The organism is Clostridium coskatii (assembly GCF_001675205.1).
GTDB classification, from domain to species: domain Bacteria; phylum Bacillota; class Clostridia; order Clostridiales; family Clostridiaceae; genus Clostridium_B; species Clostridium_B ljungdahlii.
Genome location: NZ_LROR01000014.1, coordinates 1 through 23,580, shown reverse-complemented (window position 1 = coordinate 23,580; position 23,580 = coordinate 1). Strand labels below are relative to the sequence as shown.

Below are 23,580 nucleotides of genomic sequence, written 5' to 3'. Positions count from 1 at the left end.
CCTAATTAATTAAAAGTTTTTCCAGTAAAGTTTCATATATTGGTTTAGACTTTAATATATAAGCAGTCAAATAAGAAATTACTGAAATAATAGCAATAGGTAAAAGATTGCTAAAAGATCCTGTCATTTCTACAACAAGTATACTGCCACTCATAGGCGCCCTTATAACTGAAGAAAAATATCCTGCCATAGCAAGAATTATAAAGATTCCAATGTAAGAACTATTAATATGAAATAAGTAAGCAGCAGCACTTCCATATATAGCTCCTATTAAAGCTCCTACAGTAAATAATGGTAGAAATATTCCTCCTGGAGTTCCTGAACCACAACATATCATTGAAAACATAAATTTACAAACAAGTAAAATCACAAGCATTTTTATTGCAATATTACCTTTTGCAAGAGACATTATAAGCATATTTCCTTCTCCTAAAATCTGAGGCAGTAAAAAACCTATAAAGATTGATATTGCTAAACAAAACATTGGTCTGAACTGTATAGGAATCCATTTTTGCATAGAAAATATATTTTGTGCTTTTACTAACGCTCTATTAAAACCAACTCCTAAAACACCTATAATAATCCCAAGTACAATAATAAATAAATAACAATTTAATGGCAACCTGGGTACATTTCTAAAATCAAAAACAGGCTTAAAACCAAAAAATTGATAGGAAATAAAATTTGAAGCTACTGCAGCAGAAAATGCTGAAATCAAAATTGTAGGCGACAGTTTTTTTGAAATCTCCTCTAGTGCGAACATCGTTCCAGCCAGTGGAGCATTGAAGGCAGCAGCGATTCCAGCACTAGTACCACTTACAATAAGATATTTTTCTTCTATTTTTATTCTTTTTAAAATTTTTGAAAAGCCTTGCCCAACTGCTGCACCTAATTGAACAGAAGGTCCTTCTATGCCAAGTGAAAGGCCTGTCCCAATAGCAAGAAAACTCCCTACAAATTTCCCCAATATTACTTTCCACCATGTCATATGAAGCTTTTCAAGTAATACACCTTCAACTTGTGGAATACCACTTCCCCTAATTGCAACATTCTTTTTTGCGATCAAACCAATTATATAACCTATTGTAATTAAAAATATAATCCAAACTGGAATTAGCCAATGCTTTAAACCGATTGTTTTATAAGTATTCACTAAAATGTATCCTGATTTATCTACTAAAAATCTTAAAAAAGATATTATAAGACCTGTTAACATTCCAACAATAATACTTTCAAGTATCCTTTCTAACTTAAAACTATTTTCATTAAGTAACGCTGTATATTTATTTCTTTTATCGCTCATTTCCATCTGATTTTTCATTTTCCTTTCTAACTAATTAAATATGTACACAATTTACTAATGCCATACTCCTGCACTTCATGTTCATTGTACCATAAAATGGAGCATATTTTATTCTGTTTCTCCCAATAATATTTTGATTCCAATTATTGGAGTATAGCCAACTATTATTTGATTTCAAGCAGATATAGATTGTCCTCCAATTGCTTTTAAGTAAATTATTAAATATAATACTAATATACCACTATACTACAGGTTTTCTATTTTGAAAGTTGGCTTATGTGCAAACATATTTCTACAATATAGTATAAGTTTAAATTTCAGTTGAAAACTCTATATTTAAAATATAATTGGAGGGAAATTATGATCGAATTATTAGGGGTAAACAAAAGCTACAATTCATCTTCAAAAGCAGTAAACAATCTAAATCTAAGTATACCCGATGGAGAAATATTTGGATTTATAGGTCCAAATGGTGCTGGAAAAACTACCACTATAAAAATGATGACAGGAATAATAAAAGCGGATAGTGGAAGTGTAAGAATAAACAACATAGATATAAATGAAAAACCAATAGAGGCCAAATATCAATTTGGTTTTGTACCTGACAGCCCAGATATGTTCTTAAGACTTAAAGGTATAGAATACTTAAATTTCATGGCAGATATATATGGAGTGAAATCTGAAGAAAGAACAGCTAAAATTAAAAATTTATCCAAGAGGTTTGAGATATCAAATGCTTTAGGAGACCAAATTCAAAGCTATTCCCACGGCATGAGGCAAAAAATAATAATTATAGGTGCTCTAATCCACAATCCAAGTGTTTGGATATTAGACGAACCTATGACAGGACTTGATCCTAAATCCTCATATACATTAAAAGAAATGATGAAAGAACATGCAAGTGCAGGAAACACCGTATTTTTTTCAACTCATGTTTTAGAAGTGGCAGAAAAATTATGTGATAGACTTGCAGTTATAAATAAAGGCTCCCTCTCATTTTCCGGAACTTTTCAAGAGTTAAAAAATAAGTTCAATGAAAATGAAAGCCTAGAAAATATTTTCTTGGAGATGACTGGCAATGAATAATTATATAGTTTTAACTAAAGTATTGTTAAAAAACGGAAGTAATTCTGCAAGTATGAAAAAAAATAGTAATATTAAAAAAGCAGCCCTCTGGATAATTATTTTACTAGCCCTCTTACCTACTATAAAACTATTTTCTCTTTTTATATCGTCAGCTTATGACTACCTCTACAAAATAGGTCAGCAAGGCTTAATTTTATCTCTTGGTATATCTTTTACAAGTGTATTTATATTCTTTTTTGCCATATTTTATTCTATAAATGTACTATATTTTTCAAAAGATATAGACCTTCTTCTGCCACTACCCTTAAAACCTTGGGAAATTCTACTTTCCAAGTTCACTGTAATACTCATATATGAATATCTTACTGAAATTTTTATACTACTTCCCATTTTGCTAATCTATGGATATAAAGGAAGTTATAATCCGCTTTATTTTATATACAGTGCAGTACTATTTTTAATAGTACCTATTATACCTATAGCTGCAGCTTCAATTTTGAATATGGTAATAATGAGTTTTACAAATATAGGTAAGCATCGTGATATTTTAAAAATTTTAGGTGGAATTTTTGCAATGTTATTTGCAATAGGTTTAAATATAGTACTTCAAAAAATGACTGTATCCTCCCAAAATTATGAAAACATATTTAAGATGATAAATGAAGGAAATAATTCTCTAGTATCTCTTTCAAACAGATTCTTTCCTGGAAGTACATTGTCTGCAAGTTCTCTAGTATATAGTTCAAGCTTTAGGGGATTTGAAAACTTAATTTTATTTATAGTGTTAAACATTCTTGTAATTTCACTATTTTCAGTACTTGGTCAATATTTGTATTTTAAAGGTGCTCAAGGCGGCAGTGAAATTTCTGCAAAGAGAAGAGAACTGGATTATTCAAAATTAAATAAAACTTCCTCTGCAAATTCTAAATTTAAAGCTCTACTACTTCAGGAAATGAAATCTATTTTCAGAACACCTGTGTATTTTATGAATTGCATTTTAGCAAATATCATAATACCTATTGTACTTTTTATACCATTTTTAGTTCGACCGGATTCTTTTCACGAATTAAATGTTCTAGTGAATATTAAGGTAACCTCAACTACTACAATGATTTGTATCGTAATATCTCTAGCTGCAGGATTAATTTTTGGAGCTTCCAATTCCATAACTTCCACAGCCATATCAAGGGAGGGAGAAAACATATTTGTAAAAAAATACTTGCCAGTTTCCTACAGTACTCAAATTATGGTAAAAGTGATTTCTGGTGTTCTTGTTGGAATTGCAAGCATATTTTTAGTCTTAATAGGATTGATTTTACTTGTAAAACTGCCTATATACTTCTCAGTTATTTCACTTTTAGTTAGTTTTATAGGAATACTGCTTACCTCCATGACTGGAATTTTAATTGATTTGAAATTTCCAAAGCTGCACTGGGATAACGAAGTAAAAGCTGTAAAACAAAATTTCAATACCTTTATAAATACTATAATTAGCTTTATAGTCACAGGTATATTAATATTTTCAATGATTAATTTTTACAGCTACCTAAATGAAGTAGCTGTCCTGGGACTTTGCGTAATAATAGCAGCAAATTTTATACTGTATAAAGTTATATGTTCAAAGGGAATCTTTATGTTTAAAAATATAGAGATGTAATTAAAGGACTAACATACTAGTAAATTAGCATGTTAGTCCTTTTTTTATTAATTAAGTACTTTAACTTTATCTCCATCATTTAAGAATGTTTGTCCTGAAGTTATTATCCTATCACCAGCTTCTATGTTAGAAGATGTTATTTCAGTAACTTTATCATTTGAAAGTCCTGTAGTTACCGCTACCTTCTTTACTTTATTGCTTCTTACTACAAACAAATATGAAACTCCATTTTCAACTTTTATAGTTTCATTAGGCACCGTCATTACATTATTTTTAACCTGGTCAGGAAAGGACACTTTTGAATACATTCCTGATGTTAAGCTTGCATCTGAATTAGGTATTCTTACTTTAATCAGATATTGTTGAGTTTTGCTGTCTGCATTAGGTGTTATAGTATCTACAGTTCCTGTCAATTTTTTATCTGAAAGAGAAGGAATTGTTACAGGTATAGACTGTCCAACTTTAATTTTTGAAAGCATAGTATCTGGTACATTTACTTCAGCCATAATTGAACTTGAATCTACTATGGTTACGGATGCCTGAGAACCTGAAGTAATTTCTCCTTGGTGTATATTTACAGCAGATACAACACCAGAAATAGGTGATTTTATTACATTATCATCAATTTGACTTTGAATTGATTTTAGTCCAGCTTGTGCTTGGTTTACCTGAGCCTGAGCTACTTCCACCGATTCAGGTCCGACTTTTTGCCTAGTCAAATCTAAGTTTTGTTGTGCCGCAGAAAGCGAAGCTTCTGCATTTTCTAATTTTGTAGTAGCATTGTCTAAATCCTGTTTTGGTGCAGCTCCAGCAGAATATAAACTCTGCTCCCTATTATAATTATTTTCGGCATCATTATAATTTATCTGTGCTGTATTTAATGCCTGCTGCTGCTGTACAATCTGCTGTTCAACTCCAGAACTTTTGGTTTTATCCAAATTTGCCGCTGCAGATTGTATACTTGCCTGCTGCTGCTGAAGCTGTGCCTGCAGTGAAGTTGAATCAAGAGTAAAAAGTATATCTCCAGCTTTTACAGTACTACCCACTTTTACGTTTAAAGCTTGAACTTTGCCTGGTGTTTTAGGAGATATAGACACATCTTTATCTGAATTTAACTTTCCCGAATAATCTACAGTTGTTGTCAAAGAATCTAGTTTTGCTTCAGCAACATTTACATTTTGAATTTTGTTTTGTGACTCTACTTTTTTATTTTTAATTACGTTATGAGCTATAGCAGCTACCATTAAAACTACTAACAAAACAACTACTATCTTCACAATATTTTTTTTGGATTTTAAAACGTTAAATTTCATAAATTACACCTCCTGCATTTCTGGCTGTTTTTTTCTTTTTTTAAATATACGATTTTTCAAATTATCCATCATCAAATAAATTATAGGTAATATTATAGGAGTAAAAATAGTTGATGCAATCATTCCTCCAATAACTAAGACAGCCATACTTGATTTCAATTCACTGCCTTCACCTATAGATAAAGCTGCTGGCAGCATGCCCACAATCATAGTTAAAGAAGTCATCATTATAGGTCTTAATCTTCTTTCACCAGACTCAATTAATGCTTCCCTTAAACTATATCCTCGTTTTATGAGAGTATTAGTATAATCAATCAATAAAGTACCATTTTTAGAAGCTAATCCATCAAGCATTATAAGTCCTATTAAGGACATCATATTTAAAGTTTTACCCGTAATAGCAAGTATTCCAAAAGCTCCAACGAGTGCACAAGGCAGTGATATCATTCTTATAAATGGTGTTAAGAAGGATTCGTAAAGTACAACAAGTATCATATAAATAAGTATTAATGATACTCCCAGTGCTTCTCCAAGAGAAGTAAAGCTATCTCCCATACTCTTCTGATCACCGCCAAATTCAATTTTATAACCTTCTGGTACAGATAGTGACTTCAATTTTTCACCTATCTGCTGACTTATAGTTCCAAGAGACCTTCCTTCAATATTTGCAGAAACTGTAGCTACATCCTGCCTATCCTTTCTGGATATAGATTGCGGACTATTAGTCCTTACTATAGATGCAACTTCACTTATTGGTATAGATTGTCCAGATTGATTTAGCACTTTTATTCCACTTATATCCGAAGGAGTTTTTATATCACCATCGTGAAATTTTACTTTTATATCATAATCATCATCACTAGTACTATATGTTCCAGCAGAAGAACCTTGAATTGCTGTCCTAAGTGTAGATGATATATCTGAGATGGATACACCATACTGTGCTGCTGCTAACTTGTCTATTTTAACTCTAAGCTCGCTTTGACTTGCATTTGTAGAATTACCTACATCTGTAATTCCAGAAATACCTTTTACTATTTGCTCTACTTTATTTGATATTTCAGTTACAGTATCCGTATTAGCTCCTAATATTTCAATAGATATAGGCTTACTTGAACCTGATCCTCCAGCTTCGGATTCACTCACAGAAAAATCTGTTCCGGCTAAAGTTGCATTTCCCCATTTTCTAACTTGTTTTGCCACTTCGGTTTGAGATCTTTTTCTATCATTTTTAGGATAAAGAGTTACATACATAGTTGCAGAATTTGAAGAACTATCCATCATTACGCTGCCGCTGCTAGATCCTACCATGGAATAATATGTACTAACTTCAGATACACTATGTAAATAATTTTCTACTTGTTTAACTTTCTTATCCATTTCATTTAAACTGGTTCCAGAATCAAAACTCATACTTATACTAAAATTACTCTCATCTGTAGTTGGCATAAGTTCCGTACCTATAGCACCTATAGGTATCAATGCAATAGTTGCTACTAATACAACTGCACTTATGGCAAGTACCCTTTTTCTATGATCCAAGCACCATATAAGAAATCTTTTATAGTTAGCTGTTATACTATCCATAGAATTTGAAATTCCATTAAGTATTCTATAAAATATGCTTCGTTTAAATTTACTTTTTAACATTCCTGATTTTGCTTGTCTATTTTCTTCTGTTTTAAGAAGTCTTGATGCCAGCATAGGAGTTATAGTAAATGCTACAAATAAAGAAAATAACGAGGCAAAAACTATAGTAAGTCCGAACTCCCTAAAGTAAGTTCCTACCATACCTGTCATAAAACAAACAGGAAGATATACAACTACATCACAAAGAGTTATAGCAATAGATGCAAGTCCTATTTCTTTACGTCCATCTATAGCTGCAGATTGTGGATCTTTTTTCATAGCCAGATGCCGCTGTATGTTATCTAGTACAACAATTGAGTCATCTACAAGGGTACCTACACAAAGAGATAATCCCATAAGAGACATTATATTCATAGTAAATTTCATAACATACATCATAAAGAAAGTTGCAATAAGAGAGGTTGGTATAGCTACAAGTATTACAAGTGAAGATCTCCAGCTTTTTAAGAATATTAGTAAAACTAGAGCAGTTGTTATTACACCCTCTATTAAAGTATGCTTTATTTGAGAAATAGAAGAATTTATAAACGTAGTACTATCATATGCTGTATCCAATCTAATATTAGATGGCATATCTTTTTTTAACCCGGCAATTTCCTTTTTAACATTGTTTACAACTTCAACTACATTTGCATCACTTTGCTTTTGTATACTTATTCCTATAGTATTTTTCCCATTCATTCTAATACGTTGATCTTGTTCAGGATATTCCAAATTTACATCTGCTATATCTCCTAGACGGACAGTACTGTTTCCTGAAGTAGGTATGAGCAAATTTTTTACTTCATCTACACTTTCAAATTTACTTATAACCCTCACAGATTGATTTAATTTGTCCTGCTTTATCTGGCCTGCAGGCATATTTATATTATCTGACTGCAGCTTAGAAGTTAAAGTATTTAAATTTATACCATAAAATTCTATGGCAGATTTATTTAATTTTATTATCAACTGCTTTTTTTGTATTCCTTCAAGAGATACATTTCCTACACCTTGAACTTTTTTTAGAGCCTCAGTTATATTATTTGCCTCATTGTAAAGTTCATCATAAGATAGATTTCCAGATACGGATAGCATTAAAGCAGACATAGCACCTGTATCCAGCTTAAATAAAATAGGCTTATCCGCATTTTTAGGGAGTCTGCCTTGTGCATTATCTACAGCTTTTTGTACATCTAGAAAGGCCGTATTCATATTTGCACTGGACTTAAAAATTATGGTAGTTTGTCCCATGCCTTCTCTAGCTGTAGAATTAATCCTATCGATGCCGCTTATGCCTGCAACTGCATCCTCCATAGGTTTTACGACATCCTTTCTTATGTCTTCGGAACTGGCACCAGAATAACTAGTGGATATAGAAATTACTGGTATATCCATAGAAGGCATAAGATCTGCGCCAAGATGTGTATATCCAAATATACCAAGCCCTAGCAAAAATAATATAACCATGGTTATTGCTGCTGGCTTTTTTACAGATAGTTCAGTTAAATTCATCTTTTTCCTCCTTTATAACAATATAGCAATCTATTATTTTCTATTTTTATACTTTTGGAGAGCATAATTCAATTTTAAAAAGCTTAAATTCATATTTTTTAAATCATCATTATTCAACTCCCAAAGTGCTTCTACCAAAAATTTAGATTTTACTTCACCCATTTTTTTTAGGAATTGCTTTCCTTTATCCGTCAAAGATATCATAACTACCCGCCTGTTATCTTCTGGTCTAAACCTATTTATAAATTGGCTTTCAACTAACTTATTGCTTAAGTTTGTAACAGCTGAAGGAGTTATTCCAAGTTTTTCAGCAAGTTCACTAACTTTGTAGGATTCACTTTCTTCAAGTAGATATAAAAGAAACAACTGCGAAATAGAAAGTTTTTCTTCATAATTTATTTCATTCATTATAGATCTACTTATAATAACAAAATCATATAAGTCTTTTTTTACATCTTCAATAAGTAATAATTTATCTTTTGCACAGTTCATTAAAATTCTCCTTTACTACCCTACATAATATAAGAAAGGTTTAAAATTTAAACACTTTAAACTTTAAATATTTCATAAATACATGAATACATAATGTCAATTATATATTTATATTTTATAAATATCAATAATTTATAAACAAATTTAATATAATATTAAGAAAAATACTCCAGATATATTTTCTGAAGTATTTTTTAATATTACTATTTATGTAAATTTTACTTTTTTAATATATAAGTATTCAAATTATTCCATACATTCGTGCAATTTTTACTGCTTCAAATTTTCCACTAACTTGAAGTTTTTTATATATATTTTGTAGATGAGTTTTTGCAGTACTTTCAGATATACCCAATTTACATGCAACTTGAGTTCTTTTTAGACCCTTTGCTGTAAGTGATAGAACTTCTAACTCCCTTTGTGATAAGTTTATCTTATTTTCGCTGCTGTTTTGCAAATTTTCAATATATTGCCTGCTTAAAACAGTCGTCTTATTTATGTATTCATCTCTTGAATTGTTATTTAATATCGTTTCAAACATACTAATGATATATAGGGCATTTTCTACAAATGGTGCTATGATATAATCCTGTCGCGCTTTGGACAGTGCTTCTTGAAGTTCGGATACACCTTTCTCCATACCATAGAGATTATATTTTGCCACTGCCTTAAAAATAGAATTATGTATAAACCCTAGTTGGTTACTGAATATAGAAAAATATTCTTCAAAACTTTCAGTAAGCATTTCAAGCTTTACATAGTTTTTAGTTAGCATCACAGCTTTTCCATAAACTATATAATTAAAGGCCATGCCCTGATAAAAAAAATCACCATCAGTCATATCACCTACCTGAAGCCAATAAGGAATTTTTTCAGGGTAACCAATACACCCATATATATATCCTCTGCACAAATCCATTGTTGTATTATATATAGGATTATTCAGTTCATTGACTTCTTCCTCTAGATTATTCAATATTCTGATACTTTCATCTATTTTTCCTTGAAATGCATAAAGCCTCATAAGATTAAAATTGGCACATATTATAAGGCTGGTTTGTTCTTTTGTTTTAGCTTTATAGATAGCCTTAAAACTATTTAGTTCAACAGACTTAAAATCACCTGTTTCAAGGGCATACTCTGCAAGTCCCACATACTCACAGCCAGTTCCGCATCCATTTGCAATCTTTGCATGTAACGAAAACTTTTTTGTGATGGTGTATAAAATTTCTTTTAATGTACCTTGTTCCCTAAAATAAATGTAAATCAAATGAGGGGACCCAAAAGTATATTCATTTTCCCTAAGCATTATATAAGATTGTTTCCCATTTAAAAGTTCTATGATTTTATGGTTGTTAACAATCATTTCTTCCGCATGGTTAAATACAGTAAATTTTTTTACAATTAATATTTCTGCTATAATGTGATTTCTGTAATTATCATCTATAACTTCTATTTCACTATAAAACTGTTGAAGCCTGTCCAACCTTTGCGCACAGTCTTCAACTATTTCATCATTTCCTTTTAAAATAGAAAGGAAAATATGCTGCAAATATGCAACAGGGTATTTATACAGTAATTCTTCTGGCAAGCTATTAAACATTTCAAAAGAGCCTTCAAATTCTGTAAGTTCATTACGAACATTATGAGGATTGTTAAAATCTGAAAGAATCTTTTCCACATCTCCTGCACGATTTAAATAGCCATAACCAATTATAAAATCCTTTTTACTTAAATACCAATAACCAAGACGCCTGTACAATTCTTTAATATGTGCTGGTTTAAAATGTTGTTTTATTCTTAAGAAATCTAGAAGAACATTGTGAATTTTATAGGTTTTATTTACTTCATCATAAAAAACAAAAGCATTTTCCTGGCGAAGTTTTTTTAGTATCTTATCTGTTCTTTCCTCATGAGTAACAAAAAAAGCTTGCTTTGCTGTAAAACTATCCATTATGGAAAGTTCAAGTAAAAAATTCTGAATGTAACCATCATAGGCGTCAAATAATGTATTTTCAACTAAGTCTTCGATAGTATTATTCATACCTACAGGAATACCCTTTTCTAGTCCTAAGATAACCATATATGTAAGGGATATCCATCCATCTGTATATTCCTCTATTTTTTCTAAATCACTACTAGATATATTTTTATTCATCATCAAACAATAGTTTTCAATTTCTTCATAGGTAAATTTCAATTGCTGCTGTGATATAACTTGACAGAGTCCTTTTGAAAAAAGTTCTGTAAAATTTATTTCAGTTGTATCCCTTGTAATAATTACTATATGAAAGTTATCCAATCTTTCTAAAACAATTTGTCTCAGGAGCTTATTTACCTGAGTCTTTTTTGAAAGATGATAGTCGTCTATAACAAAAACTGTTTTTTCATCATAGTCAATGTGATTTAATATTGATAAAACTTTTGACATTTGCGGAACATCAACAGGAAATCCAAGACTTTTTAGCTTTTGCCCTGCGTCTTCATCAATTTTACTTATTTCATTTGAAAAATCACTCCAGAGAAAAGAGGTGTTTTCATTTGAGTTTAAAAATGTAATCCAAAAATATGGACTTTTTTTGTATTCAAGAAAATGTCTAACTGCTGTAGTTTTGCCAAATCCCATTGGAGCTTCGACAATAGTGAGTGGATAGTGGTAAATTACTGATAAAATATGATTTATACGTTGTCTTTTTAATAACTTTATTTTTTTCAAAATAACACCATCTCCTACAACTTAAATTTAAATGTATGAAAAGCATATTATATCAATATATACCACCTAATGATTCTTTTTAATTCTTTAGTGCCTTAAGTACTGCCAATTTTGACATATTAAATATGGAATTTCTCTCCTCAACTATAGTTATTTCTTCTTCTATATATTTTCCATCTTCGCTTGATTTAAAAAGAGATGCTACATTTCTTTTAAAGGAATTATCCATTAAATTCTTTAATATGTGCTTTGTATCCTCTTTAGGATATAAACTTTCACACAATCTCTCTATTATATGATCAACTTTTAAAACATATTTGTCCTTTAGTATTTTTTTCTTCTTTATATTATTTAGTGCCAGAATAGACATTTCTAAAATATCATCTCTCACATTAAAATCAACCTGATCATAACTGTCACATATGAAATTTGCAGCTTTATTTAGTTGATTTGTATATATGTCTATATTTTCCCTTCCAATTATAAATGCCAGCATTACCATAGAAGTGGTTTCTATTTTATCCTCTAGATTACTATCTTCATAATCCACAAAAGCCCCGTCTGCAAATTGATTTTTAGCTATTATTCGTATGAGTTTTTCTCTAGTATACTTTTTATCCAAATATGAATTGTCACTGTCATATTCTTTCTCTTCTTTATCACCGGTAAAACTTCTATACAAAAAACCACTTTCTAAATTTTCATCTATTTTTTCACCTAAAGTGCTTTCATTTACTTTTATTGGAATTATATTTTTAAGCTGAATGCCAAGTACTGGTTCTTCTCTTAATTCCATCAATATAAAAGTAGTTTCAGGACTTATGAAGCCACTTTTTTTAGAAAGTTCTATTAACTTTCTTTTCATTTCTTCTTTCTCTTGTCCCCTCTGTGCTTTCATATTCATTTCTAGAGATTTCATCTTTTTTCTAGCCCAAACCTTCCTAAGTAAGCTGGCATTTTCCTCTGTACTAAAATTATCAATATCTATCCTTCTCAAATATTCTTTTCCATCTACATAACCTTTTAAAGTTATTCGTCCCTCTACTTCCCCAGTAACACTTGCAAATATAGAAAAAGGTTCTCTATCATACATATATTCAATAGTCCTTGGATAAGTAGAATTAACTTGTAACCTTCCCCAATCTATATCTATACCATCTACCTGAGGACTTTGTATTCTATTAAATTGCCTTAAAATCACATCTTCAATTCTTTGACCTATATCTATAAATTCTGCTTTTCCATAACTTTCATGGGCTAACTTATTCAAAAAATAATTATTTGCACAAGAATCTATTCCAAAAGTAAATATTCTATTATCCCCAATATTTTCATTCACATAGGAAAGTATTTTTTCCTCATCCTCTACCGAATCATCTGTAAAAAGAAGTATAGTATTTTCAGATCCTTCATTTTCAAGGCTGTATTTTATTCCTCCAAATATATCCGCATCTTTTTCCGTTTTTAAACCATCTATCCACTTAGATGCTTCTCTCAATGAATCTGCATTAAACTCTATCGGTCCATTTTGAGAAAAACTAATTAGCTTATTCCCCAGGGCTATCATGTCAAAAGTATCTCCTTTTGATAGATTTCTTATACAAAGTTGAAGTGCATTTTTAGCTTGTTCTAGCTTTTCACCTTTCATCGTATCTGAAATATCAATTAAAAATACATAATGTTCTGTAATATCTTCTTCATAGGGGTCAAGTTTAGGAATCATTCTCATATAAACTATCCCTTTTTCCTCATCATTTTCCTTATACTCATATATCATTCCATCTGCTTCTAAGGTTTCTCTTTCCCTTATAAACAATATGAAATCTTTATCTGTTAAATAATAGTTTTCTTCTAAGCTTATTTTAGCTACTGTGTCACCTTCCCTCTCCACCTTTATATTATGGTAGGGACACCTAAAATCAACTTTACTCAATGATTCCACTATTATGTTTACTTTAAATTCAAAGTTCTCTTCCTTAGTTTTTCTTATACCTAATTTATTTACCAAGTTATCCTTTAGCTCTTCGATTTTAGATCTATTTCTTATTATCTTAGGTTGTGAAATTGCAGGTATTGTAAGTTTAAATGTACTATCTTTATAATCTAGTTCCTCTATGTAGGAAAGTTTTATTTTAACAGTTTCTCCGGAAATTATTTTTCCTATGCTTATTTTAAATAAGTGGGGACTGAATTCTTCTAGGGAAAAAGTGCTGTCTCCTCGCAATTTTGCATTTTCATAAATCTGAAGTGCCTTATCTTTTTCTTCAACTACTGCCTTTAAAGCTCTTCCACCTATTTCTGCTTCAAAACCAGATATTATAGCTGCAGCTGGAAGCGGGAAAATGTACACTCCTTCTATATTTTCATTACTGCAATTCTGATAAATCTGATTTATAAATATCTCACCATACCCTGCACATAAATTTCCATTAATATTAACTTTTTTTAATAAAATTCCCTCATCAATTTTAGTATCTTTATTAGCATAAGATAACATATATCCTGACCTCCTTTTCAATTTCACTTTATCTACAAAAATACATATTAAATATTATTTTCCATTAAAAATAATTACTAACTATATATTTACCACATCTTAATAATATATTCATACTAAAAATATCTATTTTGTATTATTATATCATATATATGGTAAATTATTTTAAATAAAATTACCTCTGATCTTAGTTTTAATTCTAAAATCAGAGGTAATTACTTAAACTTTGCTATTTCTAATTATTTGTGCATTTTCAAGAGCCGCATAGTGGGTATATCCACTTATATGAAGAGGAGTATCACCAAGTTCTGGATCTACATGCATATCTCCGAGACATGGATAACTGTGCCAAAATTTTGCCACAGATTTCTTTGCTTCCTCTCCTAACTTTTTTCCTAAAAGATGTCTTGCAATATTGTACCCATTTCCACAAGGTGCGGATATTATAACTTCTGCTTTTTCTATCACATCTTCATCATTTACATAAAGTCTAAATTTGGGCTTTCCTATTTTAAAGAAATCAATAAATTCATTTATGAGAGGAAATTTTCCATATTTCAATGTGCAAAAAGGTTTAGGAAAAGCATACTGTAGATTATATTTTTCACATTCCTCAATAAGTTTTTCTCTGGTCCATTTTGATACCCAGCTTCCACTTTCACAGGGAACTATCATAGCTTTTCCACCACTTTCGGCTATTATTTTTGGCAATTCAATTATTATATCTTCATGTACTCCTATAATTACAGCTGCATCATGTTTCTTAAATTTTTGTGGCAGATACTTTAATGGATTGTCTTCAAATAATTCATATATATCTGGAAGTTCAATTACTTCGCTTACACTCTCTTTAAAATTCAACTCATATTTTCCTCTACACCAAACACATTTCTTACCGCATACAGTACAAGCTTCCTTATAATTTTTTATATGTGGTATAAATTTTGCACCTGCAAATCTGCTGTCAGTTTTTGTGTAAAATTCATTTTCAGGCAACTTTCCACTCTTTTTTGAACAAACTATAAGTATTTTCAAACTTTTTCCCCCCTATATAAAAGATACAAATATAACTTACCCAATTAATATGATACATTATCCTATATAAATTATCTGTAACCGTTGTTACGCTTTTATATATTTTGCATTTGCAAAAAATATATTGTAGGTAGTATAATAAAATATATATTGTAGAAATCTATTTTATAGGTGATGGAGCTCACCTTTAATTGCTTATGGCTGATAGCCCCTACTTTAATCAAAAAGTAGGAGCATTTTTTGTAGTCAAATTCACAGGAGGTATCAAATTGAAAAAATATATTTACATAGGAATAGGTGGTTTTTTAGGTGCAATTTTAAGATTTGCATTGGAAAATATAAAAGTAAGTACCTATTTAAGCTTAATTCCTATAAATACTTTATTTATAAATATAACAGGAGCCTTTATTTTAGCCTTTGTAACCACTGCTGCTGTTTATACTTCAGTTGTATCTTCAAATATAAAGTTAGGAATATGTACGGGATTTGCAGGGGCTTATACTACCTTTTCTACCTTATGCAAAGAAACTGTATCACTTATAAATTCAAACCACCTTATTTTAGCTATATGCTATATTTGTATTTCTTTAATTTTAGGACTTGCCTTTGCTTATCTTGGAGAATTTACTTCCATAAAGTTAGTTTCAAAATTGAACCTCAACTACTCTGTTGATTTAAATGAATTAGAGGATAATGATTGTAAAAACAAAGGAAATTCCATTTGAAATATAATATAACAGGAGGACGTAAAAATGAACTTTTTAATAGTTGGAATTGGCGGTATAATTGGGAGCTTAGCTAGATTTTGTCTTGGGAACTTGGTAAATAAAAAATTTAAGTCCCTATTTCCCCTAGGAACTTTTATCATAAATATAACAGGAGCCTTGCTGCTTGGAATACTTAGCAGCTCTCACATTTCTAGAAACTTCTATATTCTTTTGTGTGACGGATTTTTGGGAGCCTATACCACCTTTTCTTCCTTTATGTACGAAGATTTTAAACTTTTCCAGTTAAAGTATAAATTACATGGATATACATATGTAATTATGACAACACTAATTGGACTAGCATTCTATGCCCTTGGAACTAGAATAACATACTATGCAGGATTTTAATTAAAAATCAGGAGTTATTGAGATAAAGAAAGCTACTATTAAAAGGTTACAATTTAAATTTGTTAACTATCTCATTAAGATTTTGAGTAAGTTCTGATTGCCATTTTGCAGTCAAAACCACCTGCTGTGTTATTGACTTCGTAGTTTTACTTATCTTTGTTTCCACTAGCTTCGCACTTTCTGATGACTTTTGTATTGTTTCAGACATACTTTGTACAGCTTCACCTACCTGTCCAGTTGTGGCTGTAAGTTCCTCTGACATAGACGCTAACTCTTCTGACATTCTACTTACAAAATCGGAATCATCGTAGTATTGTTTTCCCATCTTTCCAAACTCCTCAAGTTGTGGATCAACACTTTCATTATTTCACATGGATAAAATTGACAAACAAATGTTTATATTCAGAGCAAAGCAGTCTCTTATTAGTAGGTGAACCTCAAGGAGAGGAATCTCTTCGTAGAGAGATATCTAAATATCTTTTTCAATCAAGAAGTGTTAGATGCACTCCAGAACAAATTATTATTGGAGCAGGTACTCAATATTTAATTATATTGCTATGTATGCTGCTAGGCAAAGATTATCCATATGTAACTGAAAACCCTGGATACAATAGGGTAAGAACCGTTTTTAAAGACCAGGGCATAGATATTCATCCTATCTCAATAGATAAAGATGGTATTTGCATAAACGATTTAAAGAAAAGTTCTGCTAGAGTGGTTTATGTTACACCTTCTCATCAATTTCCCTATGAAATGATTATGCCGATTTCTCGAAGATTAGAGTTATTGAAATGGTATGAAGAAAAAAACATGAAATACTTCTTTCTTCAATTGACAAGTATATGAAAGGAAAAGTCGAAATCATTGGATCAGAATCAGGACTCCATATTTTATTAAAAGTTAAAAGCGGAATGACAGAATGTGAATTAATTCAATCTGCTCATAAAATGAAAGTAAAAGTCTATCCAACTTCAATTCATTATGATCAATGTGTACCAAATGAATTTCCTATGATTTTACTTGGTTTTGGTGGTTTGACTGAAATACAAATTAAAGAAGGCATTCAGATATTAAAAAAAGCTTGGCTTATTTAATATCTAATCCTCTTCTAGCTGCCATTTCTTAATTTATCTATATAGTTTCAAACTTAAAAATTACTTTATTCGCAGAGATATTTTTACAATAATGAAGCACATTTAAATATTTTGTACATAAGTCTTAGTTAAAAATTCGTAAAAAATCTAAGAAGTTTTGAATTGTTTGAGGTACGAGTTTTCAAAACTTCTTAGATTTTTTTAGAATTTTTTGCTTAGACTTATCAAAATATTTAACGGGCTGAAGGTTGTAAAAAATATCCGGAGAATAAAGTAATTTTTAACTTGCAAACTCTAATGTAAGCTGTCTATAACTCCTCCACCAACAAGGATATCTCCATCATAAAATACTACAGACTGTCCTTTTGTAATAGCTCTTTGATTTTCATCAAACTCAACCTTAACCCTGTCTTCGTCTATAGCACTTATAAGTGCATCAGCAGGCTTAGCTGAATATCTTATCTTTGCCTGTATCCTCATAGGTTTATCCAATTTTTCAAAAGGCATAAAATTTAAGTCCTTTGCAACTAATTTGTTTTTAAAAATATCTTTTTCTCCACCAAGAACAACTTCATTTTTAAGTGGATTTATATCTATGACATACATTGGAATTCCAAATGCTATTCCAAGTCCTTTTCTCTGTCCTATTGTATAGTAAGTAATTCCTCTGTGCTTTCCAAGGACTTTACCATTCTTATCTACAAAATTTCCCTCTTTCACCTTATTGGGAGCAACTCTTTTTATATAGGAACCATGGTCATTATCTGGAATAAAACATATTTCCTCACTGTCCTTTTTATTGTGAACTGCTAGACCTATCTTCTTTGCTATTTTTCTTATTTGTTCCTTTTTATAAATTCCACAGGGCATTAAAGTGTGTTCTAATTGAAACTGGGTTAAATTGTATAATGCATAGGTTTGATCTTTTTTACTGTCCTTTGACTTTTTAAGTACGTATCTATCATTTACTTTTTCCACCGTAGCATAATGTCCTGTAGCTACATAATCTGCCCCTAAATCCATAGCTCTTTTTAAAAGTTCATCAAATTTTATGTATTTATTACACGCTACACAAGGATTTGGAGTTCTTCCCTTTGTATATTCATCTATAAAATAATCTATTACACACTTTTTAAACTCATTTCTAAAATTCATAACATAATATGGAATACCTAGGTTATACGCTACAAGTCTTGCATCATCTACAGCACTTAAAGAACAGCATCCACCTTCCATTCCTTCATAATATTTATCATCCTGCCATACCTGCATTGTAACTCCTATAACTTCATATCCTTGCTCTTTTAAAAGATATGCTGCAACGGAACTATCAACTCCACCGCTCATACCTACTACTACTTTCTTATTCATTTTATCACCTATTCTAATCAAAGTATTTTTAATCAATCTTTTATTTGCTGCCATTTTTTATTATTTTCTCTTAATTTTAAAACCGTATTACCTATTTCATTTACAACAAAGTCCACTTCATCTTCTGTAGTATTTGCTCCTATAGTAAGCCTCAATGAACCCTTTGCTGCATCTCTTGATAATCCTATAGCTGTAAGTACATGAGATGGTTCTATTGCCCCTGCTGAACAAGCACTTCCAGTAGACACGCATATTCCAGCTCCATCTAAAGCCATAGCCAAAATCTCACCCTCTATAGAATTAAAAGTTACATTTATGTTACCTGGAAGTCTATTGTTTTTATCACCATTCAGTTTAGTGCCAGGTATTTTTAAAAGTCCTTCAATTAACTTATCTCTTAAATAAATCAATCTATTACTTTCTCTATCCATATTTTTTACAGCAACTTCAATAGCTTTTCCCATTCCAACTATTCCTGCAATATTTTCCGTTCCTGCTCTTCTTCCCCTTTCCTGTGCTCCACCGTGAATTAAACTATCTATCTTAACTCCCTTTTTTATGTAAAGAGCTCCCATACCTTTAGGTCCATAAAATTTATGGGACGCCATAGACAATAAATCTATATTCATAGCTTTAACATCAATCGGTACATTTCCCACTGCTTGAACTGCATCCGTGTGAAACAATATTCCCTTTTTTCTACAAATACTTCCTATTTCTTCTATAGGTTCTATTGTACCTATTTCATTATTTGCAAACATAACAGATATAAGTATAGTATTATCTGTTATACTTTTTTCAATTTCATTTAAATTAACCATTCCGTATTCATTTACAGGAAGAAAAGTTACTTTAAAACCATGCTCCTCTAAATACTTACAGGTATTTATAACTGCATGATGTTCTATACCTGTAGTTATTATATGATTTCCTTTACCTTCATTTGCAGATGCAATTCCCTTTATAGCCCAGTTGTCAGATTCAGAACCCCCATTTGTAAAAAATATTTCATCTCTATTTGCATTTATGGCATCTGCTATCTTTCCTCTAGCTTCAGTTATAGCCATTTTATTTTTTCTAGATATGTGATAAATAGAGGATGGATTGCCAAAATACTCGGTAAAATATGGACGCATTTCTGCTACTACTTCTGGTTTTACAAAAGTTGTGGCTGCATAATCCATATAGATTTCTGTTTTCATTATTACCTCTCCTATCAAAGTGTACTTTTTCTGTAGAAATCATAGTGATATACTATAATATACTATATCATATTTTTAAATATTGCTTTTGTCAACTATAGTTAATTGTATAAAAATCTTAAATTATGATATTATAATTTTTATCAAGTATATTAGGAAGGAATTTAAACTATGGGTTCAAAAATTAAAATTAATATATATGGAAATAAGGATGCTATAATAACTGGTGATCGCTGTAATAACAAACACAGTGCTTGTTCTGGAAAATGTGAAGGCTGTAAATCTACTAATGGCAGCAAAACAATACAGGTAAGAACCTTAGACTTATACTACAATCTAATAAATTTTCTAACTATAAATCATATGGAGGAAAATGTAGATATTCACTTTATAGAATTAGGTAAAAACACTCCTATAAATGAAGAATCTATAAAAGTAGAGGATACCATAAAAAAAGGATTTGAACCACCTATAACAGTAATCGATGGAATAATAAGATATTATGCTGGTATATCAAATGTTTTAGTCTATAGAGATGTATTGGATTTAATTGAATAAAAGTAATATTTTGAAAAGTTAGAAATTATACAAAATGTGTGGACAATAATGGAATTATTTTGTATAATTAAGACAAAGGTAGCAGAGTAAATATTACGCGTAAAGTGTTAGAGAATGGGAGGTTGTCTCTAAACGAAAAGCTTAAATAATTTTACTTTATAATTTAAAGCTTACGATGTGATATTGCTTCCGCTGTTACATTAAAGAGATTTTGTACTTACCTCTTTTCTCTTTAATGTGACTACATTAAAGAGAAAAGAGGTGTTTCTATGTAGATTTTTTGCTCTGTGTAAATTAATTTAATATTATAACACTGGGGGTAAAAAGTATGAAAAGTAGAATGAACACAAAATTTCTTGTTACTACCGCTGTTTTTGTTGCCGTCGCAGTTGTTTTGAGATCGTTTTCTATAGCAATAGCTGCAGGTGGCATACTCACTATGAGAATAAGTTTTGACGCCATATGTTATATAATGCCTGGCATATTATTTGGACCATTATATGGGGGAATTTCAGGTGGATTAATCGATATACTTGGCTATATAATAAGACCTATGGGTGGATACATCCCTTTGTTTACTATAACTAATATAGCAGCTGGTATTTTGCCTGCACTTATATGGAGATATATTAAAAATGCTAAAGAATATAAAGTAAGGAATTGTTATATTGCTTTCTTTGGATTGCTCTTAGTAGTAGGTTTTTTTAATTTTATCATAATGAAATTTGCATATCATACTACTTTAGGACAACTACTATCATCTTTAGGGAAAAAATCTCAATACCTTAGTACCGGGCTTATGTTAATAGGTGCTATAGGCGTTATTATATTTATAATAAATGTATTTATTAAGAAAAGTATGGTAAAATCCTATGATTTTGTAAATAACAATTATTTTAAATTAATAATTGCAATTGGTATATCTGGAATTTTAATATGCACTATAAATACTTATATATTGCTTATATTTACTCCTGCTCTCATTGCCAAAGGCTTTATGTTCTTATGGATACCTAGAATAATTGAGGCTCTTCTTATGACTATAGTAAATTCCTATATAACCTGTATGATTATGTACTGTTATAGCTTATTTCAAGGTAGGGTAGTAAAAAAAGCTTAAAACGTAAAAGAAATGGGGTCAAACAAATGTCCCCATTTTTTATTTCTCTGTTTACTCTTCTACTAAATCCGATATAGCCGCTCCCGGAGGTACAATAGGAAATACCTTTTCTTTCCTATCTATATCACATTCTATAATTACAGGTTCATTTAAGTCAAGAGCTTCCTTTAAGCATTTCTCTACCTGGCTATTGTCTTCTATCTTAAAAGTCTTTATACCATACGCTTCTCCAAGTTTCATGAAATCAACATCTGGTCCAAGTTCTGTATTTGAAAACCTCTTTCCATAGAACATATCCTGCCATTGATATACCATGCCTAATGCACGATTATTTAAAAGCAATTGTACAATAGGGAGCTTATATTTGGCAACAGTAGCAAGCTCTGTAGAATTCATTTTAAAGCTCCCATCCCCTGCTACATTTATTACCTTTTTCCCTGGATTACCCATAGATGCTCCTATAGAAGCTCCAAGTCCGAAGCCCATAGTTCCAAGTCCGCCTGAAGATACAAATGTTCTTGGCTTTAAGAATTTAAAATATTGTGCAGTCCAAATTTGATTTTGGCCAACTTCTGTAGTAACTATGCATTCTCCTCCTGTAAGATTATACAAGGTATCCATTATAAACTTAGGACTTAATTTACATTCTTTAAAAGGTTCACACTGTTCACTTTTCCACTGTTTTATTTTCTCCATCCAATCCCTGTGGTCGGCCTTTTCTAACTTGCAATTAATCTTTTGAAGTACCTCTTTTACATCTCCTTTTATTGCTACATCTATATCCACGTTTTTACCAAACTCCTTAGGGTCAATGTCTATGTGTATTATTCTTGCTTTTGGAGCAAAGGCACTTACCTTGCTTATAACCCTATCACTAAACCTAGCTCCTATAGCTATTAATAAGTCACAATTACTTACTGCATAATTTGAGCAACGGCTTCCATGCATTCCAACCATACCCATATAATATTCATTGTTTCCCGGGAAAGCTCCTATTCCCATAAGTGAACAGGTAATTGGTGAATCTATTTTTTCTACAAGTTCCATCAATTCATTTTGAGCTCCTGATGTGACAGTTCCTCCACCTGAATAAATTACAGGTCTCTCACTCCTATTTATCATATCTATTGCCTTATTTAAACTGTCTCCATACTCATTTAAATTAAAATATTTCTTTTCTTTAATTTCAGAAAGCTTACTTCTAAAAGGCTCATATTCTACTTCAGCTGATTGTACATCTTTAGGTATATCTACTACTACAGGTCCTGGTCTTCCACTAACTGCAATTTGAAATGCCTCTCTTACAGTATCAGCTAAATCCTCTACCTTTTCTACAATGCAACTTTTCTTAGTTATGGATGCAGTAATATCTTTAATATTTACTTCTTGAAAAGAATCCTTTCCAAGAAGACTTCTCGCAACCTGTCCTGTAAATACTACAATAGGTACGGAATCCATATAAGCTGTAGCAATTGCTGTAACCGTATTAGTAGCTCCCGGCCCTGATGTTGCAATTACAACTCCTACCTTTCCTGTAGATCTTGCATATCCATCTGCAGCATGAGCAGCCCCTTGTTCATGTGAAGTCGATATGTGAGTTATCTTTCCCTTAGCAGCATATAGTGCATCATAAATAGGTAAAACAGCTCCTCCCGGATATCCGAATACAGTATCTACACCTTGCTCCATCATACATTTTAATAGTACTTCAGCTCCCTTTATTTTCATATCTAAGTCCCCCTTTTATTTATGTTAGTGTAAAGTTTTTTACACTATTTTTTAAAAATATTCTTTATATATCAAGGGTTACAAAGTTTTTTTAAATAAAAAAACAATGACCCCCTAATTTCATGTTATAATTGAATCTCTCACCAAAC

The 23,580-nt window shown here is 30.9% G+C and carries 19 protein-coding genes and 2 riboswitches; of the genes, 8 read left to right on the top strand and 11 right to left on the bottom strand.

What is annotated here, in order from left to right; translation table 11 throughout:
- Window position 1: 1 nt before the first annotated feature.
- Window positions 2-1,303 (bottom strand): ClC family H(+)/Cl(-) exchange transporter, encoded by a 1,302-nt coding sequence (locus CLCOS_RS00265; protein WP_063602408.1) that lies wholly within the window; start codon window positions 1,301-1,303, stop codon window positions 2-4.
- Window positions 1,304-1,663: 360 nt separating this feature from the next.
- Between CLCOS_RS00265 and CLCOS_RS00260 the strand changes: the two genes are divergently transcribed.
- On the top strand, window positions 1,664-2,389 hold the full coding sequence (locus CLCOS_RS00260; RefSeq protein WP_013238973.1) for an ABC transporter ATP-binding protein: 726 nt from the start codon (window positions 1,664-1,666) through the stop codon (window positions 2,387-2,389).
- Window positions 2,382-4,046: a putative ABC transporter permease subunit gene (locus CLCOS_RS00255; protein ID WP_063602401.1), complete on the top strand. Its 1,665-nt coding sequence runs from the start codon at window positions 2,382-2,384 to the stop codon at window positions 4,044-4,046. The genes CLCOS_RS00260 and CLCOS_RS00255 overlap by 8 nt, the downstream gene beginning before the upstream one ends.
- A gap of 47 nt (window positions 4,047-4,093) precedes the next feature.
- Here the strand turns inward: CLCOS_RS00255 and CLCOS_RS00250 are convergent, their stop codons facing one another.
- From CLCOS_RS00250 to CLCOS_RS00225, 6 genes are all read right to left on the bottom strand, one after another.
- On the bottom strand, window positions 4,094-5,359 hold the full coding sequence (locus tag CLCOS_RS00250; RefSeq protein WP_063602400.1) for an efflux RND transporter periplasmic adaptor subunit: 1,266 nt from the start codon (window positions 5,357-5,359) through the stop codon (window positions 4,094-4,096).
- A gap of 3 nt (window positions 5,360-5,362) precedes the next feature.
- Window positions 5,363-8,503: an efflux RND transporter permease subunit gene (locus CLCOS_RS00245; RefSeq protein WP_063602399.1), complete on the bottom strand. Its 3,141-nt coding sequence runs from the start codon at window positions 8,501-8,503 to the stop codon at window positions 5,363-5,365.
- 33 nt (window positions 8,504-8,536) lie between these two features.
- On the bottom strand, window positions 8,537-8,995 hold the full coding sequence (locus CLCOS_RS00240; RefSeq protein WP_063602398.1) for a MarR family transcriptional regulator: 459 nt from the start codon (window positions 8,993-8,995) through the stop codon (window positions 8,537-8,539).
- Between the two features lie 241 nt (window positions 8,996-9,236).
- Window positions 9,237-11,711, bottom strand: coding sequence for a LuxR C-terminal-related transcriptional regulator (locus tag CLCOS_RS00235; protein WP_063602397.1), 2,475 nt, complete (start codon window positions 11,709-11,711; stop codon window positions 9,237-9,239).
- 79 nt (window positions 11,712-11,790) lie between these two features.
- The gene (locus CLCOS_RS00230) at window positions 11,791-14,208 is read right to left on the bottom strand and encodes a VIT and vWA domain-containing protein (protein WP_063602396.1); all 2,418 of its coding nucleotides are present in this window, start codon (window positions 14,206-14,208) and stop codon (window positions 11,791-11,793) included.
- Between the two features lie 219 nt (window positions 14,209-14,427).
- Entirely contained in the window at window positions 14,428-15,243 is an 816-nt protein-coding gene (locus CLCOS_RS00225; RefSeq protein ID WP_013238980.1) for a DUF166 domain-containing protein, read from the bottom strand.
- Window positions 15,244-15,404: 161 nt separating this feature from the next.
- A riboswitch (Fluoride riboswitch) is annotated at window positions 15,405-15,464 on the top strand.
- A 48-nt stretch (window positions 15,465-15,512) separates the two neighbouring features.
- Between CLCOS_RS00225 and crcB (CLCOS_RS00220) the strand changes: the two genes are divergently transcribed.
- Together crcB (CLCOS_RS00220) and crcB (CLCOS_RS00215) are read left to right on the top strand one after the other, a co-directional pair.
- Window positions 15,513-15,968 (top strand): fluoride efflux transporter CrcB, encoded by a 456-nt coding sequence (gene crcB / locus CLCOS_RS00220; protein ID WP_063602395.1) that lies wholly within the window; start codon window positions 15,513-15,515, stop codon window positions 15,966-15,968.
- 27 nt (window positions 15,969-15,995) lie between these two features.
- Window positions 15,996-16,358: a fluoride efflux transporter CrcB gene (gene crcB / locus CLCOS_RS00215; protein WP_063602394.1), complete on the top strand. Its 363-nt coding sequence runs from the start codon at window positions 15,996-15,998 to the stop codon at window positions 16,356-16,358.
- A 46-nt stretch (window positions 16,359-16,404) separates the two neighbouring features.
- Here crcB (CLCOS_RS00215) and CLCOS_RS00210 read toward each other — a convergent pair whose 3' ends face one another.
- On the bottom strand, window positions 16,405-16,683 hold the full coding sequence (locus CLCOS_RS00210) for a hypothetical protein (protein WP_063602393.1): 279 nt from the start codon (window positions 16,681-16,683) through the stop codon (window positions 16,405-16,407).
- A gap of 56 nt (window positions 16,684-16,739) precedes the next feature.
- Between CLCOS_RS00210 and CLCOS_RS22680 the strand changes: the two genes are divergently transcribed.
- On the top strand, window positions 16,740-17,204 hold the full coding sequence (locus CLCOS_RS22680; RefSeq protein ID WP_063602392.1) for an aminotransferase class I/II-fold pyridoxal phosphate-dependent enzyme: 465 nt from the start codon (window positions 16,740-16,742) through the stop codon (window positions 17,202-17,204).
- Window positions 17,201-17,452, top strand: coding sequence for a hypothetical protein (locus CLCOS_RS22675; RefSeq protein ID WP_063602391.1), 252 nt, complete (start codon window positions 17,201-17,203; stop codon window positions 17,450-17,452). The genes CLCOS_RS22680 and CLCOS_RS22675 overlap by 4 nt, the downstream gene beginning before the upstream one ends.
- 294 nt (window positions 17,453-17,746) lie before the next feature.
- On the opposite strand, the gene mnmA is transcribed toward CLCOS_RS22675, so the two are convergent.
- The gene (gene mnmA / locus CLCOS_RS00195) at window positions 17,747-18,823 is read right to left on the bottom strand and encodes a tRNA 2-thiouridine(34) synthase MnmA (protein ID WP_063602407.1); all 1,077 of its coding nucleotides are present in this window, start codon (window positions 18,821-18,823) and stop codon (window positions 17,747-17,749) included.
- 32 nt (window positions 18,824-18,855) lie between these two features.
- Complete coding sequence (nifS, locus tag CLCOS_RS00190; protein ID WP_063602390.1) at window positions 18,856-20,025, bottom strand: cysteine desulfurase NifS; 1,170 nt, start codon at window positions 20,023-20,025, stop codon at window positions 18,856-18,858.
- Between the two features lie 171 nt (window positions 20,026-20,196).
- On the opposite strand from nifS, the gene CLCOS_RS00185 reads away from it, so the two are divergent.
- Together CLCOS_RS00185 and CLCOS_RS00180 are read left to right on the top strand one after the other, a co-directional pair.
- Window positions 20,197-20,583, top strand: coding sequence for a hypothetical protein (locus tag CLCOS_RS00185; protein ID WP_013238988.1), 387 nt, complete (start codon window positions 20,197-20,199; stop codon window positions 20,581-20,583).
- Between the two features lie 80 nt (window positions 20,584-20,663).
- Window positions 20,664-20,780: riboswitch (THF riboswitch) on the top strand.
- A gap of 131 nt (window positions 20,781-20,911) precedes the next feature.
- The gene (locus CLCOS_RS00180; RefSeq protein WP_013238989.1) at window positions 20,912-21,703 is read left to right on the top strand and encodes an ECF transporter S component; all 792 of its coding nucleotides are present in this window, start codon (window positions 20,912-20,914) and stop codon (window positions 21,701-21,703) included.
- 51 nt (window positions 21,704-21,754) lie between these two features.
- On the opposite strand, the gene ilvB is transcribed toward CLCOS_RS00180, so the two are convergent.
- Complete coding sequence (gene ilvB, locus CLCOS_RS00175; RefSeq protein WP_013238990.1) at window positions 21,755-23,431, bottom strand: biosynthetic-type acetolactate synthase large subunit; 1,677 nt, start codon at window positions 23,429-23,431, stop codon at window positions 21,755-21,757.
- Window positions 23,432-23,580 lie beyond the last annotated feature (149 nt).

Coding starts and splice junctions, on each gene's coding strand:
- CLCOS_RS00255 (WP_063602401.1), top strand. CDS start 2,382: ATGAATAATTATATAGTTTTAACTAAAGTATTGTTAAAAAACGGAAGT.
- CLCOS_RS00245 (WP_063602399.1), bottom strand. CDS start 8,503: ATGAATTTAACTGAACTATCTGTAAAAAAGCCAGCAGCAATAACCATG.
- nifS (WP_063602390.1), bottom strand. CDS start 20,025: ATGAAAACAGAAATCTATATGGATTATGCAGCCACAACTTTTGTAAAA.
- CLCOS_RS00180 (WP_013238989.1), top strand. CDS start 20,912: ATGAAAAGTAGAATGAACACAAAATTTCTTGTTACTACCGCTGTTTTT.
- CLCOS_RS00260 (WP_013238973.1), top strand. CDS start 1,664: ATGATCGAATTATTAGGGGTAAACAAAAGCTACAATTCATCTTCAAAA.
- CLCOS_RS00210 (WP_063602393.1), bottom strand. CDS start 16,683: ATGGGAAAACAATACTACGATGATTCCGATTTTGTAAGTAGAATGTCA.
- CLCOS_RS22675 (WP_063602391.1), top strand. CDS start 17,201: ATGAAAGGAAAAGTCGAAATCATTGGATCAGAATCAGGACTCCATATT.
- ilvB (WP_013238990.1), bottom strand. CDS start 23,431: ATGAAAATAAAGGGAGCTGAAGTACTATTAAAATGTATGATGGAGCAA.
- CLCOS_RS00250 (WP_063602400.1), bottom strand. CDS start 5,359: ATGAAATTTAACGTTTTAAAATCCAAAAAAAATATTGTGAAGATAGTA.
- CLCOS_RS00265 (WP_063602408.1), bottom strand. CDS start 1,303: ATGAGCGATAAAAGAAATAAATATACAGCGTTACTTAATGAAAATAGT.
- CLCOS_RS00240 (WP_063602398.1), bottom strand. CDS start 8,995: ATGAACTGTGCAAAAGATAAATTATTACTTATTGAAGATGTAAAAAAA.
- crcB (WP_063602394.1), top strand. CDS start 15,996: ATGAACTTTTTAATAGTTGGAATTGGCGGTATAATTGGGAGCTTAGCT.
- CLCOS_RS00230 (WP_063602396.1), bottom strand. CDS start 14,208: ATGTTATCTTATGCTAATAAAGATACTAAAATTGATGAGGGAATTTTA.
- mnmA (WP_063602407.1), bottom strand. CDS start 18,823: ATGAATAAGAAAGTAGTAGTAGGTATGAGCGGTGGAGTTGATAGTTCC.
- CLCOS_RS00185 (WP_013238988.1), top strand. CDS start 20,197: ATGGGTTCAAAAATTAAAATTAATATATATGGAAATAAGGATGCTATA.